Genomic DNA, 14,499 nt, shown 5'->3' with positions numbered 1-14,499 from the left:
CGCCGCTGCGCTAGGGAGACGCCCAGGAGGACAACCCGATGACCGTCGTCGCCGACGAATCCGCCCGCCTGCTGGACGCCGCCGCGCATGCCGCGCGGGAGGCGTCGCACGCGCTGGCCGTCGCGCCGCGACCGTTGAAGGACCGGGCGCTGGCCGCCGCCGCCGATGCGCTGCGCGCCCGGCGGGACGCCCTGCTGGCCGCCAATGCCGAGGATGTGGCGGCGGCCGGGGGGTTGTCCGCCGCCTATCTGGACCGCCTGACCCTGACCCCCGCCCGGATCGAGGCGATGGCGCGCGGGCTGGAGGAGGTCGCCGCCCTGCCCGATCCGGTCGGCCGCGTGCTGGCCGAATGGACGCGCCCGAACGGCCTGGTGATCCGCCGCGTCGCCCAGCCGATCGGCGTGGTCGGCATGATCTACGAAAGCCGCCCGAACGTGACGGCCGATGCCGGCGCGCTCTGCCTCAAGGCGGGCAGCGCGGTGATCCTGCGCGGCGGGCGGGAATCGCTCCGCTCGGCCGGCGCCATCCATGCCTGCCTGGCGGAGGGGCTGCGCGCGGCGGGGCTGCCGGAGGCCTGCGTGCAGGTCGCCACCACCGCCGACCGCGGCTATGTCGCCGCCATGCTGCGCGCGGCGGGGCGGATCGACCTGATCGTGCCGCGCGGCGGCAAGGGCCTGGTGGAACGCGTGCAGCAGGAAGCGCGCGTGCCGGTCCTCGCCCATGCCGAGGGGCTCTGCCACACCTATGTCCACGCCGCGGCCGACCCTGCGATGGCGCGCAGCCTCGTCGCCAACGCCAAGATGCGCCGCACCGGCATCTGCGGCGCGACCGAGACGCTGCTGATCGACGCCGCCATCGCGCCCGCGCTGCTGCCCGCCATCGTCGCCGACCTGCGCGCGCTGGGCTGCCGCTTCCGCGCCGACCCGCGCGCCCGCGCCATCCTGCCGGAGCTGGAGCCGGCGGCGGAGGGCGACTTCGACACCGAATGGCTGGACGCCGTGCTGTCGGTGAAGGTGGTGGACGGCGTGGACGACGCGCTGGACCACATCCGCCGCCACGGCAGCGAGCATACGGAGGCGATCGTCACCGGGGACGAGGCCGCGGCGCGGCACTTCCTCGACCGGCTCGGCTCCGCGGTCGGGATGTGGAACGCGTCCACGCAGTTCTGCGACGGGGGCGAATTCGGCTTCGGCGCCGAGATCGGTATCGCCACCGGGCGGATGCATGCCCGCGGCCCGGTCGGGCTGGAGCAGCTCTGCACATACCGCTACCAGGTGATCGGCACCGGCCAGACCCGGCCGTGACGCCCCCGGCAAGGGACGGAAAAAGAAGGGCCTCCCCGAAGGGAGGCCCAAGTCTTGGGTGCCGGATAGATCGGGGGGGAAGAGACCGGCACCCGGGAGGGAGAGACGGGGTGCAAAGCGCGGCACCCGCACCTGTCTTATCGCGCGGAGTGCTTTCGCGATCCTTTCCGTCGCGAGTCTTTCCCTGCTTCTTCCGCAGGGATAATCGTCCGGCTGCTGCCTGGAGGACGGAATGGCGACGCTGCCACTTGCGGGGCTCCCGCTCACGGGGCTGAAGGTCGTGGAACTCGGCCACTACATCGCGGGGCCCTTCGCCACGCGGCTGCTGGCCGATCTCGGCGCCGAGGTCATCAAGGTGGAGCCGCCCGAGGGCGACCCGCATCGCGGCTGGGGCAGCCAGGTGAACGGCCATGCCGTGTGGTTCAGCATCCACGGCCGCAACAAGCTCTGCGTCACCGCCGACCTGAAATCGGCCGAGGGGAAGGCGCGCGTCAGGGCGCTGCTGGCCCGCGCCGATGCGCTGGTGGAGAACTACCGCCCCGGCTACCTGGAGCGCATCGGGCTGGGGCCGGAGGCGCTGCACGCGCTGAACCCGAAGCTCGTCATCGCCCGCGTCTCCGGCTTCGGGCAGGACGGGCCGTACCGCGACAAGCCCGCCTTCGGCGCGATCGGGGAGGCGATGGGCGGCCTGCGGCACCTGACGGCCACCCCCGGCGTCACCGACCACCCGCCGCCGCGCTGCGGCGTGTCGATCAGCGACGACATCGCGGGGATCTACGCGGCCCTCGCCACCGTCTCGGCCTGCTGGGCCATCAAGGCGGACCCGGCGGCACGCGGGCGGATCATCGACGTGGACCTCGTCTCCTCCGTCTTCTCGCTGATGGAGGGGATGCTGCCGGAATACGGGCTGTTCGGCCGCATCCGCCAGCCGCACGGCGCGGCGCTGCCGACGGCCGCGCCGACCAACACCTATCCTTGCGCCGACGGCAAGTGGCTCTGCATCGGCGGGAATTCGGACCTGATCTACAAGCGCCTGATGGCGGCGATCGGCCGGCCCGACCTGGCCGAGGACCCGCGCCTGCGGGACAATATCGGCCGCTGCGCCAACGCGGCCGAGATCGACGCCGCGATCGCCGCCTGGACGCGGACGCTGCCCGCGGCCGAGGCCGAGGCGGCGATGGAGGCGGCGGAGGTCCCGGTCTCGCGGCTCTACGACATGCGCGACTGCGCGGAGGACCCGCATTTCCGCGCCCGCCAGACGGTGATGGAGGTGGAGGACCCGCTGCTGGGGACGAAGCTGCTGCACCCCGCCGCCCCCTTCCGCTTCGATGGCGTCAGCCCGCCCGAGATGGTGCGCTGGACCGCGCCGGCGGTCGGCGCCCATGACGACCACGTCTTCAACGGATTGCTGGGAGGGAAGGCATGAGCCGCGCCACGATCAGCGAGGTCGCGCCCCGCGACGGGCTGCAATCCATCGGTCCCTTCGTGCCGACGGAGGCGAAGGTGGCGCTGGTCCGCGCCCTGCACGCCGCGGGCCTGCGGCGGATGGAGGTCGGGTCCTTCGTCAGCCCGAAGGCGGTGCCGCAGATGGCCGACACGGCGGAGGTGCTGCGGGCGGCGCTCGCGCTCGACGGGCTGGAATGCACGGTGCTGGTGCCGAACCGCCGCGGCTTCGACCTCGCCATGGGGTCGGGCGCGCAGCGACTCGGCTTCTTCATGTCGGTGACGGAGGCCCACAACAGGGCCAACGTGAACCGCGCCCGCGCGGAGAGCTTCGCCGAACTCGCCGCCCTTGCGCGGGAGGCGATCGCGGCGGGGCGGCGGGTGCGCTTCAACCTCTCCTGCTGCTTCCATTGTCCCTTCGAGGGCGTGGTGCCGGAGGCGGAGGCGCTGGACTGGGTCGAGCGCGCGGTGGCGATCGACCCCTGGATGGAGATCGGCATCTGCGACACCACGGGCAATGCCGCGCCGGACCAGGTGGCGCGCGTGGTCGGCCACGCCGTGCGGTCCTGGCCGGCGCCGGACGGGTCCTGCCGGATGGCCTATCACGGACATGACACCTACGGGATGGGCGTGGCCAATGTGGCGGCCGCCTGGGGGGCTGGGTGCCGGGTGATCGACAGCGCGGCGGGCGGGCTCGGCGGCTGCCCCTTCGCGCCGGGGGCGACGGGCAATGTCGCGACCGAGGATGTCGCCTGGCTGTTCCGGCGGATGGGGGTGGAGACGGGGCTCGGCTGGGCAAGGCTCCTCGCTGCCGCGGACCTCGCGGCCGCCGTGCCGGGGGGCCTGCCCGGCGGGCGGATGCGCGCGGTGCCGGCGGCCCGCGACGCGGCCTGAGGCTGGAGCGGCGGGCTCGCCTTCTGGTAGAAGCGCGGAATGCGCGCCGCGCCCTTCCTGCTGTGCCTGCTGCTGGCCGCCTGCGGGTCCGGCCGGCAGGTCGCCACCGTCGCGCCGCTGCGGCCCGAACTGGGCGAGCCCCTGTCCTGCGTCCCCTATGCCCGCGCCCGGTCGGGCATCCTGCTGGCCGGCGATGCCTGGCAGTGGTGGGACGCGGCGGCCGGCCGCTACGAGCGCGGGTCCACGCCGCGGCCGGGCAGCGTGCTGGTGCTGGCGCGCACGCCGCGCAACCCGTCGGGCCATGTCGCCGTCGTCTCCCGCGTGGTCGGCGGGCGGGAGGTGCTGGTGGACCATGCCAACTGGGCCTCCGGCGCCGCGCGCGGGCGGATCGCCACCGACCAGCGCGTGGTCGATGTCTCGGCGCGGGGCGACTGGTCGCTCGTGCGAGTCTTCTACCCCCGCATCGGGGATCTCGGCGCCACCGCCTATCCGGCGCTGGGCTTCGTGCATCCGGCGTCGCGGCTTGCCGCGCGGTAAAGAGGGGCGGCTTGCCGCGCGGTAAAGAGGGGCGGCTTGCCGCGCGGTAAAGAGGGGCGGCTTGCCGCGCGGTAAGGAGGGGCGGCTTGCCGCGCGGTAAGGAGAGGCGGCTTGCCGCGCGGTAGAAGGGGGGCGGCTTGCCCCGTGCCGCGGACGCGGCATGTTGCGGCCAGGACGACCCTGGGAGGACACCCTTCGATGCGCCTGACCCGCCGCGGCCTGATCGCCGCCAGCGCCACCCTCGGCGCCCTGCCCGCCGCCGCGCAGCCCGCCTGGCCGGACCGCCCGGTGCGGGTCATCGTGAGCTTCCCCGGCGGCTCCACGCCCGACATGGCGGCGCGCGCCGTCATCCCGCACCTCTCCCAGGTCTTCGGCCAGCCCTTCGTGGCGGACAACCGTGCCGGCGGCGGCGGCAACATCGGCACCGAGGCGGTGGCGCGCTCGACCGATGGCCACACACTCGGCGTCACCATCGGCGGGCCGGGCAGCACGGCGAAGGTGCTGAACCCCAGCCTGACCTTCGACCCGGCGGTGGACCTCACCCCGGTGTCGCTGCTGGCGCGGCTGCCCTTCGTGCTGGCGGTCCATCCCTCGGTCCCGGCGCGCACGCTGCGGGAGCTGGTGGACCATGCGCGGGCGCATCCGGGGGCGCTGAACTTCGGCTCCACCGGCCCCGGCACGCTGTCGCACCTGATCACCGAGGACCTGGCCGCGCGGGAGGGGTTCCGGGCGGAGCACGTTTCCTATCGCGGGGTGGCGCCGGCGGTGCTGGACCTGGTGGCGGGGCGGCTGCAGCTGTATTTCGCGCCGCTCGCCGGCGTGGCGGGCCAGGTGAGGGAGGGGACGCTGCGGGCGCTGGCGGTCACCGGCCCGGCGCGGATGCCGCAACTGCCCGATGTGCCGACGCTGGCGGAGGCGGGCTCCTCCATGGAGCCGGCGGTGGCCTGGATCGGCCTGTTCGGCGCGGCGGGGATGCCGGTGGAGCGCGCGGCGCGGATCGCGCAGGAATGCCGCGTCGCGCTGGCCAGCCCTGACCAGCGGCGGGTGCTGGAAGCGGCGGGGTTCGAGCCGGTGGGCTCCACGCCGGCCGAGTTCGCCGCCCTGCAACGCGCCGAGATCGAGCGCTGGGGCGGGCTGATCCGCCGGCTCGGCATCCGGCCGGAGAGCTGAGGGGAAGCCCAGAAAAAAGGGGCGGTCCCCTGCGGGGCCGCCCCTTCCAGTTGCGGTGCCCGAAGGCGCCGCCTCTCAGCCAACCTTGAGGTTGCAGGCCGAGAGCTTGCCGTTGTTGCCGCGCTGGACGTCGAACTCGATCTGCGCGCCCTCGCGCAGTTCGGTCAGGCCGGAGCGCTGCACGTCGGTGATGTGGACGAACACGTCGGCAGTGCCGTCAGACGGCTGGATGAAGCCGTAGCCCTTGGTGGCGTTGAACCACTTCACGGTGCCCTGGGACATGGGAGGGTTCCCCTTCGGAAACGAGTGTGCCACCCCGCGCGATTGCAGGGCGGATCAATCTTCGGAGCGGACGGGCTGCGGGCTCGGCGCTCGATCCGAGCCCATCGTTGCCGATGGACGCAATCACGAGCTGGGAGAGCGGGCCGAACCAAACGAGGCTGACGGGGGGCAAAATGCGCCTTCGCGGCCCCGAATGCAAGCAAACTCGCGCCGGGGGCGATCACGAACCCGTAGGCACCGCGCCGCCCGGGCACGGAAAGGGGGCGGTCCCGTCCGGAACCGCCCCCCCTTTCAGCCCACCGGTCAGCCGGCCGCGCGCGGGGTCAGGCCACCTTCTCCTTCTCCTGCGGGTCGTCGCGGGTCTTCCAGAGCGAGTAGAAGATGCCGCCCGCGATCATCGCCAGCGTGACGCCGAGCGAGATGGCCGGGTCCACCTTCCCGAAGATCTGGTTCCAGAAGATCTTGCCGCCGATGAACACCAGCACCAGCGCCAGCGCATATTTCAGGTAGTGGAAGCGGTGCACCATGGCGGCGAGCGCGAAGTACAGCGCGCGCAGGCCGAGGATGGCCATGATGTTCGCGGTGTAGACGATGAAGGTGTCGGTGGTGATCGCGAAGATCGCCGGCACGCTGTCCACCGCGAAGATCAGGTCGGCGATGTTGATGACCACCAGCGCCAGGAACAGCGGCGTCGCCCAGACCACCAGCCTGCCGGTGGTGGGGTCCGGCTTGCGGACGAAGAACTTCTGGTCGTGCAGCTCGTCGGTGACGCGCATGTGCTTCTTGAAGAAGCGCACCACCGGGTTCTTCGACATGTCCGGGTCGCTCTCCGGCACCACCAGCATCTTGATGCCGGTGGCGATCAGGAAGGCGCCGAAGATGTAGAGGACCCAGCTGTATTCCTGCACCAGCGCCGCGCCGATGCCGATCATCAGGCCGCGCAGCACGATCACCGCGACGATGCCCCAGACCAGCGCCCGGTACTGGTATTTCCGGGGGATCGCGAAGAAGGTGAAGATCAGGCTGATGACGAAGACGTTGTCGATCGACAGCGCCTTCTCGATGAAGAAGCCGGTGAAGTAGGTGATGCCGGCATGGGTGTCGTCGGCGGTGGTGATCAGCCCCGCCTCGTAGGCCCACCAGATCGCCCCGCCATAGAGGATGGCGAAGCCGATGTAGAAGGCGGACAGCCACAGGCTCTCCGAGATGCCCATCTCCTTGTCCTCCTTGTGGAGGACGCCGAGGTCGAAGGCGAGGAGGGCGAAGACGATGGTGAGGAAGCCGAGCCACATCCAGACCGGCTTGCCGATCCATTCAAGCAGAAGGAAATCCATGCGCGTCGCTCCGGGCGGTTGCACGTAGGGACCCCGCCACGCTTTCGCGCGGCCGGGCCCGGTGGTTCTCTGGCGATCCGACATCGCGACGGGGCCGGGGCGGGGCGTGCAGGCCCTCCCGGCACCCGGTCCGCCAGAGGGGCCCGGATCAGCGGGTGCGAATTGGCCAATACCTTACAAAATTTCAACCCCCCGGTATGATGGACGCGCTGAAATTTTTCGGACATCCACCCGCGCCACCCGGATTGCGCGGAATCCGGCCGGGCACGCCGGATTCCGCCGCCCCCCCGGTTGTGTCTGCCCCCGGCCGGCGCCATGTCCCGGTTTGCGCCGGCGGCCTTGCCAGCTTAGTGTCCGGCCCCGAAGCAACCCGGCCCGCCCTGCCAGGCGGGCCGTAACTGGGATCGAGGCGTCACGATGGGTTCGTTCAGCATCTGGCACTGGCTGGTCGTGCTGCTGGTCATCCTGCTGCTCTTCGGCAGCGGCAAGATCAGCGGCCTGATGGGCGACCTGGCCAAGGGCATCAAGTCCTTCAAGCAGAACATGAAGGAGGATGACGGCAAGGACGCCTCGATGGCGGCCGATGCCGCGGCGCAGACCCCGGCGCAGCCCGCCGGCTCCATCGCCGCCCCCACCACCGCCCAGCCCGCCCAGGGCACGGCCGCCAACCCGAGCCGCCCGGCCGCCTGACCTTCGGCTTGCGGTCCCCGGCCCCGGGTCCGGCCCCAGATTGAACCTCGCGCCGGTCGGCCCTACGGTCGGCCGCGCGGGGACCTGCCGCGCCGACCCCGCCAGACGGGGCCGGCGCGTCGCGCTTTGGGGGGGATGTCATGACCAACGCGCCGAATGGCACCGGCGCCGCATCGGGCACGCCTGCCGGCGCCCTGCCCGACCCGGTGGCGCAGGTGGACGACATGGAATTCGCCTCCGCCCGCCGCGACCTCGCGGGGTGGCAGGGCACCGCCTGGCGGGCGGCGGCGGCGGCCTTCGTGCTGTGGCACATGTGGATCCTGCTGGTCGCGCCGGTCGATCCCACCGTCTCCCGCGCGGTGCACGTCTTCCTCGGCGCCGCGCTCGGCTTCGCGCTCTTCGCGCCGCGCGCCAGCGGCGACCCCGGGCGGCGCGTGCCCTGGCACGACTGGGCGCTGATGATCCCCTGCCTGCTGGTGCCCGCCCACTACATCCTCGATGCCGACGGGATCGAGATGCGGAGCTTCATGGGCCCGAACTGGCAGGACCTGGCGGCGGGCACGGTCGGCATCCTGCTGGTGCTGGAATTCGCGCGCCGCACGGCGGGGCTGGTGATGCCGCTGATCGCGGTGGTCTTCATCGCCTACTGCTTCGTCGGCCCCTGGATGCCCGGCATCCTGTTCCACCGCGGCGTGGAATGGGACGCCGCCGTGGTCGAGCTGTTCGGCAACAACGGCGTGCTCGGCACCATCGTGCAGGTCTCGGCGACCTTCATCATCCTGTTCGTCACCTTCGCCGCCTTCCTCCAGGCCTCGAAGGCGGGGGACTACTTCAACGACTTTGCCCTCGCCCTCGTCGGCCGCGCGCGCGGCGGGCCGGCGAAGGTCACCGTCGTCTCCGGCATCCTGTTCGGCACCATCTCGGGCAGCGCGGTGGCCAATGTCGTCGCGTCGGGCGCCTTCACCATCCCGATGATGCGCCGCGTCGGCTACGACCGGGAGACGGCGGCGGCGGTCGAGGCGACGAGCTCGACCGGCGGGCAGATCACGCCGCCGGTGATGGGCGCGGGCGCCTTCATCATGGCCGAGGTGCTGGGCCGCCCCTATACCGAGATCGCGCTGGCCGGGCTGATCCCGGCGCTGCTGTTCTACCTGGCCAACTACATCCACTGCGACCTGAACGCGCGCAAGGCCGGCATCCGCGGCCTGCGGCGGGACGAGCTGCCGCGCTGGGCGGACATCGCGCGGCGCGCCTACATGGCGGCGCCGCTGGTGCTGCTGATCGGCATCCTGCTGATGGGCTATTCGCCCTTCCGCGCGGCCGCCATCGGCATCGCCGCGACCATCGCCATCATGGTGCTGACGGCGCTGGCGCACCGGATGGCGGTGCGGGGCCAGTCGCTGCCCGCGGCCCTCGGCGGCGCGGCGATGGAGACGCTGCGCGCGATCGAGGCCGCGCTGTCCGGCTCCGCGAAGGAGGTGATGCAGCTCATCGCGGTCTGCGCGGCGGCGGGCATCGTGGCGGGCGTGATCGGGCTGACCGGCATCGGCGGGCGCTTCGCGACCATGCTGCTCGACATCGCCGGGACCTCCACCTTCCTCGCGATGGTGTTCACCATGGTGGTGGCGATCATCCTCGGCATGGGGGTGCCGACCACGGCGGCCTATGCGATCGCGGCGGCGGTGGTCGCGCCGGGGCTGATCCGCATCGGCGTGGACCCGCTGGTGGCGCACATGTTCATCTTCTACTTCGCGATCCTGTCGGCCATCACGCCCCCCGTGGCGCTGGCGTCCTTCGCCGCGGCGTCGATGGCCGGCGCCGACATGTGGCGCACCAGCGTCATCGCCGTGAAGCTCGGGCTGGCCACCTTCATCGTGCCCTTCATGTTCTGGCTGTCGCCGGCGCTGCTGGCGCAGGGCGACCTCGCGCTGGTCCTGCAGGTCTTCGTCACCGCCTCGCTCGGCGTCTGGCTGCTGGCCTGTTCCACCGAGGGGTGGATGCTGAACGGCCCGCTCCCGCTGCCGCTGCGCCTCGCGGCCGGGGCCGCGGGGCTGATGCTGATGATTCCCGAGGGCTGGACGGACCTGGCGGGCCTCTCCCTCGGCCTCCTGCTGCTGCTGCGGCAGCGCCGGGCGCATCCGGCGGAGCGCCCGGCATGAGCGTCCCGCCCGCGGCCGCGGAGGCGATCGTCGCGGCGGGGCGGCGGCTCGACAGGCTCGGCTGGGTGCCGGCCACGGCGGGCAACATCTCCGTCCGGCTGGATGCGCGGCGCCTCGCCGTCACCGTCTCGGGCCGGCACAAGGGGTTCCTGGCGGCCGGCGACGTCATGGTGGTGGACCTCGACGGCGTGGCGGAGGAGCCGGGGCGGCGCAGCTCGGCCGAGACGCTGCTGCATTGCGGCATCTACCGCCGCTTCCCCGATGCCGGCGCCGTGCTGCACGGCCATTCGGTGCCCGGCACCGCCCTGTCGCGCCTGGCGGGGGAAAGCCTGGTGCTGGCGGGGTACGAGCTGCTGAAGGCCTTCCCCGGCGGGCCGACGCATGACGCCGCGGTGGCGCTGCCGGTGGTGCCGAACGACCAGGACATCGCGCGGATGCAGCGCGGGCTCGACGCCGCCTGGGACCGCATGTCACCCATACCGCCGGGCTACTTGATCCGCGGCCATGGTTCCTATGTCTGGGCCCGCGACATGGACGCCGCGCTGGCGCGCATGGAGGCGCTGGAATTCATGCTCGCCTGCGAGCTCGAACACAGGAGGATGCGATGAGCCGCCTGACCGTCTGGGACGCCGCGTCCAACGCGCAGCTGATGGTGACCGAGGACCCGGAGCGGATGGCCGCCGAGCTGGGGGCCGTCGGCGTCCGCTTCGAACGCTGGCCGCGGGCCGACCTGCCGGACGACGCCGATGCGGATGCCATCCTCGCCGCCTACCGCCCGCATCTCGACGCCTTCCTCGCCTCGACCGGCGCGGGCACGGCCGACGTCATCAAGCTGACGCCGGACCACCCGATGAAGGACGCGATGCGCGCCAAGTTCCTCTCCGAGCACACGCATACGGAAGACGAGGTGCGCTTCTTCCACGCCGGCACGGGCAACTTCGTGCTGCACCTGGACGGCAAGGTGTTCGACGCGCATTGCGGCCCGGGCGACCTGATCAGCGTGCCGGCGAATTCGCGGCACTGGTTCGACGCGGGGGAGAGCCCGTCCTTCGCGGTGGTGCGCGTCTTCACCGACACCTCCGGCTGGACGCCGCACTACACCGGCACCGACATGGCGGCGCGTTTCCCGGCCGCCACGGCGTGACGGCGGGGGCGATCCGCGTCGTCCTCACCGACATCGAGGGCACGACCAGCGCCATCGCCTTCGTGAAGGAGACGCTGTTCCCCTTCGCAGAGGCGGCGCTGGACGGCTTCCTCGACGCGCATGGCGCGGAGCCGGAGGTCGCCGCCATCCTGGCCGAGGTGCCGGGCCCCGACCCGCGCGCGACGCTGCGGCGCTGGATGGCGGAGGATGCGAAGGCGACGCCGCTGAAGTCGCTCCAGGGCCTGATCTGGCGCGCGGGGTTCGAGGATGGGCGCATCCGCGGCCATCTCTGGCCCGACGTGCCGGGCTGCCTGCGCGCCTGGCATGCGGGGGGGATCGGGCTCGCGGTCTATTCCTCGGGCTCGGTCGCGGCGCAGCGGCTGCTGTTCGGGCATTCCGTGGCGGGCGACCTGCTGGGGCTGTTCGGCGGCTTCTTCGACACCCGGATGGGCGGCAAGCGGGACGCCGCATCCTATGGGCGCATCGCCGGCGAACTGGGCGCCGCGCCGGGCGCGGTCCTGTTCCTGTCCGACGTCGCGGAGGAGCTGGACGCGGCGGCGGCCGCCGGGCTCGCCACCTGCCAGCTGGTGCGGGCCGCGGACGGCACCATCCCCTGCGGGCGCCACCCGCAGGCGGCGGACTTCCCCGCCGTCGCGCGGGGCTTCGGGCTGCCGCAGCCGGTGGGGTGACAGCCCGGCGCGGACGGGGCTACACCCGGCCCCACCGCCGGCGGGAGACCGCGCCATGCTCACCTCCTACGTCCCCGCCGAAGGCCGCGTCTCCGTCCGCGATGGCCTGCTGCCCGCGGAGGAACTGCGCCGCGCCGTCTGGATCGACCTGCTGAACCCGACAGCGGAGGAGGAGCGCGCCGTGCAGTCGGCGCTGCGGCTCGAGGTTCCGACGCGCGAGGAAATGGAGGAGATCGAAAGCTCCTCGCGGCTCTACCGCGAGGACGACGTGCTGTTCCTCACCGCCAACTTCCTCTACGGCGTGGAGGGGGGCGAATACGGCTCCACCCCCATCACCTTCGTGCTTGGCAACGCCGCGCTGATCACCGTGCGGTACCAGACGCCGAAGGCCTTCAGCGTCTTCGCCGTGCGCTGCCAGCGCAGCCCGGGGCTGGTGGCGACGCCGGACGGGGTGATGCTGCACCTGTTCGAGCAGATCGTGGACCGCCTGGCGGACATACTGGAACGCGTCGGCAGCGACATGGACCGTGCCTCCGCCGCCGCCTTCCGCAGCGCGCGGGCGAAGGTGAAGGCCACCGTCCGCGACCGCGACCTGCGCGAGGCGCTGATCACGCTCGGCCAGGTGGGGGAGGTGACGACCCGCGCCTCGGAGACCCTGCTCGGCCTGACGCGCATCCTGACCTTCGTGGGGGCGGAGAAGGCGACGGCGGTGCGGAAGGAGAACCAGGTGCTGATCAAGACCCTGGTGCGGGACGTGCGCTCCCTCGTCGATCACGCGGGCTTTCTCAACAACAAGGCGAACTTCCTGCTCGATGCCGTGCTGGGCATCCTGAACGTGGAGCAGAACGCCATCATCAAGACCTTCACCGTCGCCTCGGTGGCGCTGATGCCGCCGACCCTGATCGCCAGCATCTACGGCATGAACTTCGAGTTCATGCCGGAGCTGAAGGCGGTGTGGGGCTATCCGATGGCGCTGGTGCTGATGGTCGTCTCCGCGCTGCTGCCGATCCTCTATTTCAAGCGGAAGGGATGGCTCTGAGGGCCGCGCTCCTCGGCCTGCTGCTGCTGCCGCCCGCCGTCGCCGCGGCGCAGGAGGCGCCGGCCCTGCCCCCGCCGCAGCCGGTCACCGGCCCGGCCTGCCCGCCGCGCGGGGCGCCGGCGCTGCGCGTCACGCTGCAGGACCCGGAGCCGCGGCTGCTGCCGCCCCTTCCCGCCGCGCAGCTGCGGGTGCAGGCCGGCGGCGGCGGGCCGGAAGGGCCGGGCCAGCTCCACCACCTCGGCCTCACCCTGTCGCGGGTGGAGTGGCGAAGCGAGATCACGGTCCGCAGCCAGGGCCCCGCCGGCGGCCCGGTCTGCGGCCTGCCCTCCGAGGTGCGGCTCAGCCTCGTCCATGCCGAGCACACCATCCGCCTCGCGCGGGAACTGCCGCGGGACGGCTGCCTCGCGCGGGAGGTGCTGGCTCATGAGCGCCGCCACGCCGAGGTGAACCGCCGCACGCTGCGCGACGCGTCGGAGGAGCTGCGCGCCACCGCCCGCGCCTGGACCGGGCGCGCCGAGGTGCGGGCCGCCGATGCCGGGCAAGCCGCCATCGCCCTGCAAGACGATCTGGCGCGGACGGTGGAGCCGGTGCTGGAACGCCTGCGCGCCGCGCGGGAGGCAGGCCACGCCGCGATCGACAGCGCGGAGGAATACCGGCGGCTCGGCCGCATCTGCCCCGACGACCAGCGCCGCCTGCGCGCCAGCCTGCGCGGCGGCTGACCCGCCCGGCGGCATGGGGCCGGATTGACCCTGCGCCGGGCGCGGGCTTGTGTGCGGCGACCCTTCCCGCGAGGACCGTGCCATGCCCGCCACCCACCGCGTCGCCGCGACGCCCGAGACCATCCGCTGGGGCGCCTTCGACGCGTCCTTCCCGCCGGTCCTGACGGTGGGCAGCGGCGACCTGGTGGTGCTGGAATGCGTCTCCGGCGCGCCGGAGGTGCTGCCAGGGCCGGAGACGGGGCTGAAGGTGCCGCCCGCGCTGGCCGCGCTGCACGCCGCGGGCCCGCCGCGCCTCGGCCCGCATCTCCTCACCGGCCCCGTCGCGGTGGCGGGCGCCGAGCCGGGGGATGCGCTGCGCGTCGAGATCGAGCGGATCGACCTCGGCGCCGACTGGGGCTTCTGCGGCTTCCGCCCGCTGGTCGGCACGCTGCCCGAGGACTTCCCCTTCGCGCGGATGCTGCACATCCCGGTGGACCGCGACGCGATGACCTGCACCGTGCCGGTGGGCCCGGGGGTCACCATCCCGCTCAGCCCCTTCTTCGGCGTGATGGGCGTGGCGCCGCCGGCCGAATGGGGCCGCATCTCCACCAAGGAACCGCGGGCGCATGGCGGCAACCTCGACAACAAGGAGATCGGCGCGGGCGCGACGCTGTGGCTGCCCGTGCATGTGGAAGGCGCCATGTTCTCCGCCGGCGACGGCCACGGCGTGCAGGGCGACGGCGAGGTCTGCATCAACGCGCTCGAGATGTGCCTGACCGGGCATTTCCGACTGAGCGTCGAGAAGGGCGGCGGCGCGCGGGACCCGATGCTGCGCCAGCCGCGGGCGGAGACCGCGACCCACTACATCTCGATGGGCATGAACGAGGATCTCGACCTCGCGATGAAGCAGGCCCTGCGGGAGATGATCGCCTTCATCGCCGCGCGGATGAATGTCAGCGCGGCGGATGCGTACCAGCTCTGTTCCCTCGCCGTGGACTTCCGGGTGACCCAGACGGTGAACGGCGAGAAGGGCGTTCACGGCATGTTAAGGAAGGGCCTGTTTTTCTGAACGTCGCGCCCGCCGCGGCACTCTATCCACAGCTTTTCGATTCCGTT

General features: G+C 72.5%; 15 protein-coding genes. 13 read left to right on the top strand and 2 right to left on the bottom strand.

Going from position 1 to position 14,499, the window contains the following annotated elements; all coding sequences use genetic code 11:
* Window positions 1-38: 38 nt before the first annotated feature.
* From ACK8OX_RS13125 to ACK8OX_RS13105, 5 genes are all read left to right on the top strand, one after another.
* The gene (locus tag ACK8OX_RS13125) at window positions 39-1,304 is read left to right on the top strand and encodes a glutamate-5-semialdehyde dehydrogenase (protein ID WP_430664571.1); all 1,266 of its coding nucleotides are present in this window, start codon (window positions 39-41) and stop codon (window positions 1,302-1,304) included.
* A 232-nt stretch (window positions 1,305-1,536) separates the two neighbouring features.
* Window positions 1,537-2,730 carry a CaiB/BaiF CoA transferase family protein gene (locus ACK8OX_RS13120; protein WP_430664570.1) on the top strand — a complete coding sequence of 398 codons (1,194 nt, stop codon included), beginning with the start codon at window positions 1,537-1,539 and terminating at the stop codon, window positions 2,728-2,730.
* On the top strand, window positions 2,727-3,641 hold the full coding sequence (locus ACK8OX_RS13115; protein ID WP_430664569.1) for a hydroxymethylglutaryl-CoA lyase: 915 nt from the start codon (window positions 2,727-2,729) through the stop codon (window positions 3,639-3,641). Before ACK8OX_RS13120 ends, ACK8OX_RS13115 begins: the two co-directional genes overlap by 4 nt.
* Window positions 3,642-3,680: 39 nt before the next feature.
* The gene (locus ACK8OX_RS13110) at window positions 3,681-4,178 is read left to right on the top strand and encodes a CHAP domain-containing protein (protein WP_430664567.1); all 498 of its coding nucleotides are present in this window, start codon (window positions 3,681-3,683) and stop codon (window positions 4,176-4,178) included.
* Window positions 4,179-4,376: 198 nt separating this feature from the next.
* Window positions 4,377-5,348: a Bug family tripartite tricarboxylate transporter substrate binding protein gene (locus tag ACK8OX_RS13105; protein WP_430664566.1), complete on the top strand. Its 972-nt coding sequence runs from the start codon at window positions 4,377-4,379 to the stop codon at window positions 5,346-5,348.
* A gap of 75 nt (window positions 5,349-5,423) precedes the next feature.
* Here ACK8OX_RS13105 and ACK8OX_RS13100 read toward each other — a convergent pair whose 3' ends face one another.
* Window positions 5,424-5,630 (bottom strand): cold-shock protein, encoded by a 207-nt coding sequence (locus tag ACK8OX_RS13100; protein ID WP_430664565.1) that lies wholly within the window; start codon window positions 5,628-5,630, stop codon window positions 5,424-5,426.
* A 323-nt stretch (window positions 5,631-5,953) separates the two neighbouring features.
* Window positions 5,954-6,964, bottom strand: coding sequence for a TerC family protein (locus ACK8OX_RS13095; RefSeq protein WP_430664564.1), 1,011 nt, complete (start codon window positions 6,962-6,964; stop codon window positions 5,954-5,956).
* 417 nt (window positions 6,965-7,381) lie between these two features.
* Here ACK8OX_RS13095 and ACK8OX_RS13090 point away from each other — a divergent pair, with 417 nt between their 5' ends.
* The 8 genes from ACK8OX_RS13090 to ACK8OX_RS13055 all read left to right on the top strand — a co-directional run bounded on the left by ACK8OX_RS13090 (window position 7,382) and on the right by ACK8OX_RS13055 (window position 14,452).
* Window positions 7,382-7,654 (top strand): twin-arginine translocase TatA/TatE family subunit, encoded by a 273-nt coding sequence (locus ACK8OX_RS13090; protein ID WP_430664563.1) that lies wholly within the window; start codon window positions 7,382-7,384, stop codon window positions 7,652-7,654.
* Between the two features lie 140 nt (window positions 7,655-7,794).
* The gene (locus ACK8OX_RS13085; protein WP_430664562.1) at window positions 7,795-9,813 is read left to right on the top strand and encodes a TRAP transporter permease; all 2,019 of its coding nucleotides are present in this window, start codon (window positions 7,795-7,797) and stop codon (window positions 9,811-9,813) included.
* Window positions 9,810-10,421 carry a methylthioribulose 1-phosphate dehydratase gene (locus tag ACK8OX_RS13080; RefSeq protein ID WP_430664561.1) on the top strand — a complete coding sequence of 204 codons (612 nt, stop codon included), beginning with the start codon at window positions 9,810-9,812 and terminating at the stop codon, window positions 10,419-10,421. The genes ACK8OX_RS13085 and ACK8OX_RS13080 overlap by 4 nt, the downstream gene beginning before the upstream one ends.
* Entirely contained in the window at window positions 10,418-10,957 is a 540-nt protein-coding gene (locus tag ACK8OX_RS13075) for a 1,2-dihydroxy-3-keto-5-methylthiopentene dioxygenase (RefSeq protein WP_430664560.1), read from the top strand. The genes ACK8OX_RS13080 and ACK8OX_RS13075 overlap by 4 nt, the downstream gene beginning before the upstream one ends.
* Window positions 10,954-11,646: an acireductone synthase gene (mtnC, locus tag ACK8OX_RS13070; protein WP_430664559.1), complete on the top strand. Its 693-nt coding sequence runs from the start codon at window positions 10,954-10,956 to the stop codon at window positions 11,644-11,646. The genes ACK8OX_RS13075 and mtnC overlap by 4 nt, the downstream gene beginning before the upstream one ends.
* 55 nt (window positions 11,647-11,701) lie before the next feature.
* The gene (gene corA, locus ACK8OX_RS13065) at window positions 11,702-12,685 is read left to right on the top strand and encodes a magnesium/cobalt transporter CorA (RefSeq protein WP_430664558.1); all 984 of its coding nucleotides are present in this window, start codon (window positions 11,702-11,704) and stop codon (window positions 12,683-12,685) included.
* On the top strand, window positions 12,676-13,404 hold the full coding sequence (locus tag ACK8OX_RS13060; protein ID WP_430664557.1) for a hypothetical protein: 729 nt from the start codon (window positions 12,676-12,678) through the stop codon (window positions 13,402-13,404). The genes corA and ACK8OX_RS13060 overlap by 10 nt, the downstream gene beginning before the upstream one ends.
* An 82-nt stretch (window positions 13,405-13,486) precedes the next feature.
* A complete protein-coding gene (locus ACK8OX_RS13055) occupies window positions 13,487-14,452 on the top strand; it encodes an acetamidase/formamidase family protein (RefSeq protein WP_430664556.1) in 966 nt (321 codons plus the stop codon).
* The last annotated feature ends 47 nt before the right edge of the window (window positions 14,453-14,499 follow it).

It is taken from the genome of Falsiroseomonas sp. CW058, from assembly GCF_050563535.1.
In the GTDB taxonomy this organism is placed as follows: Bacteria; Pseudomonadota; Alphaproteobacteria; order Acetobacterales; family Acetobacteraceae; genus Falsiroseomonas.
The sequence above is the reverse complement of the archived record's forward strand: the minus strand, read 5'-3'. Positions and strand labels throughout refer to the sequence as shown.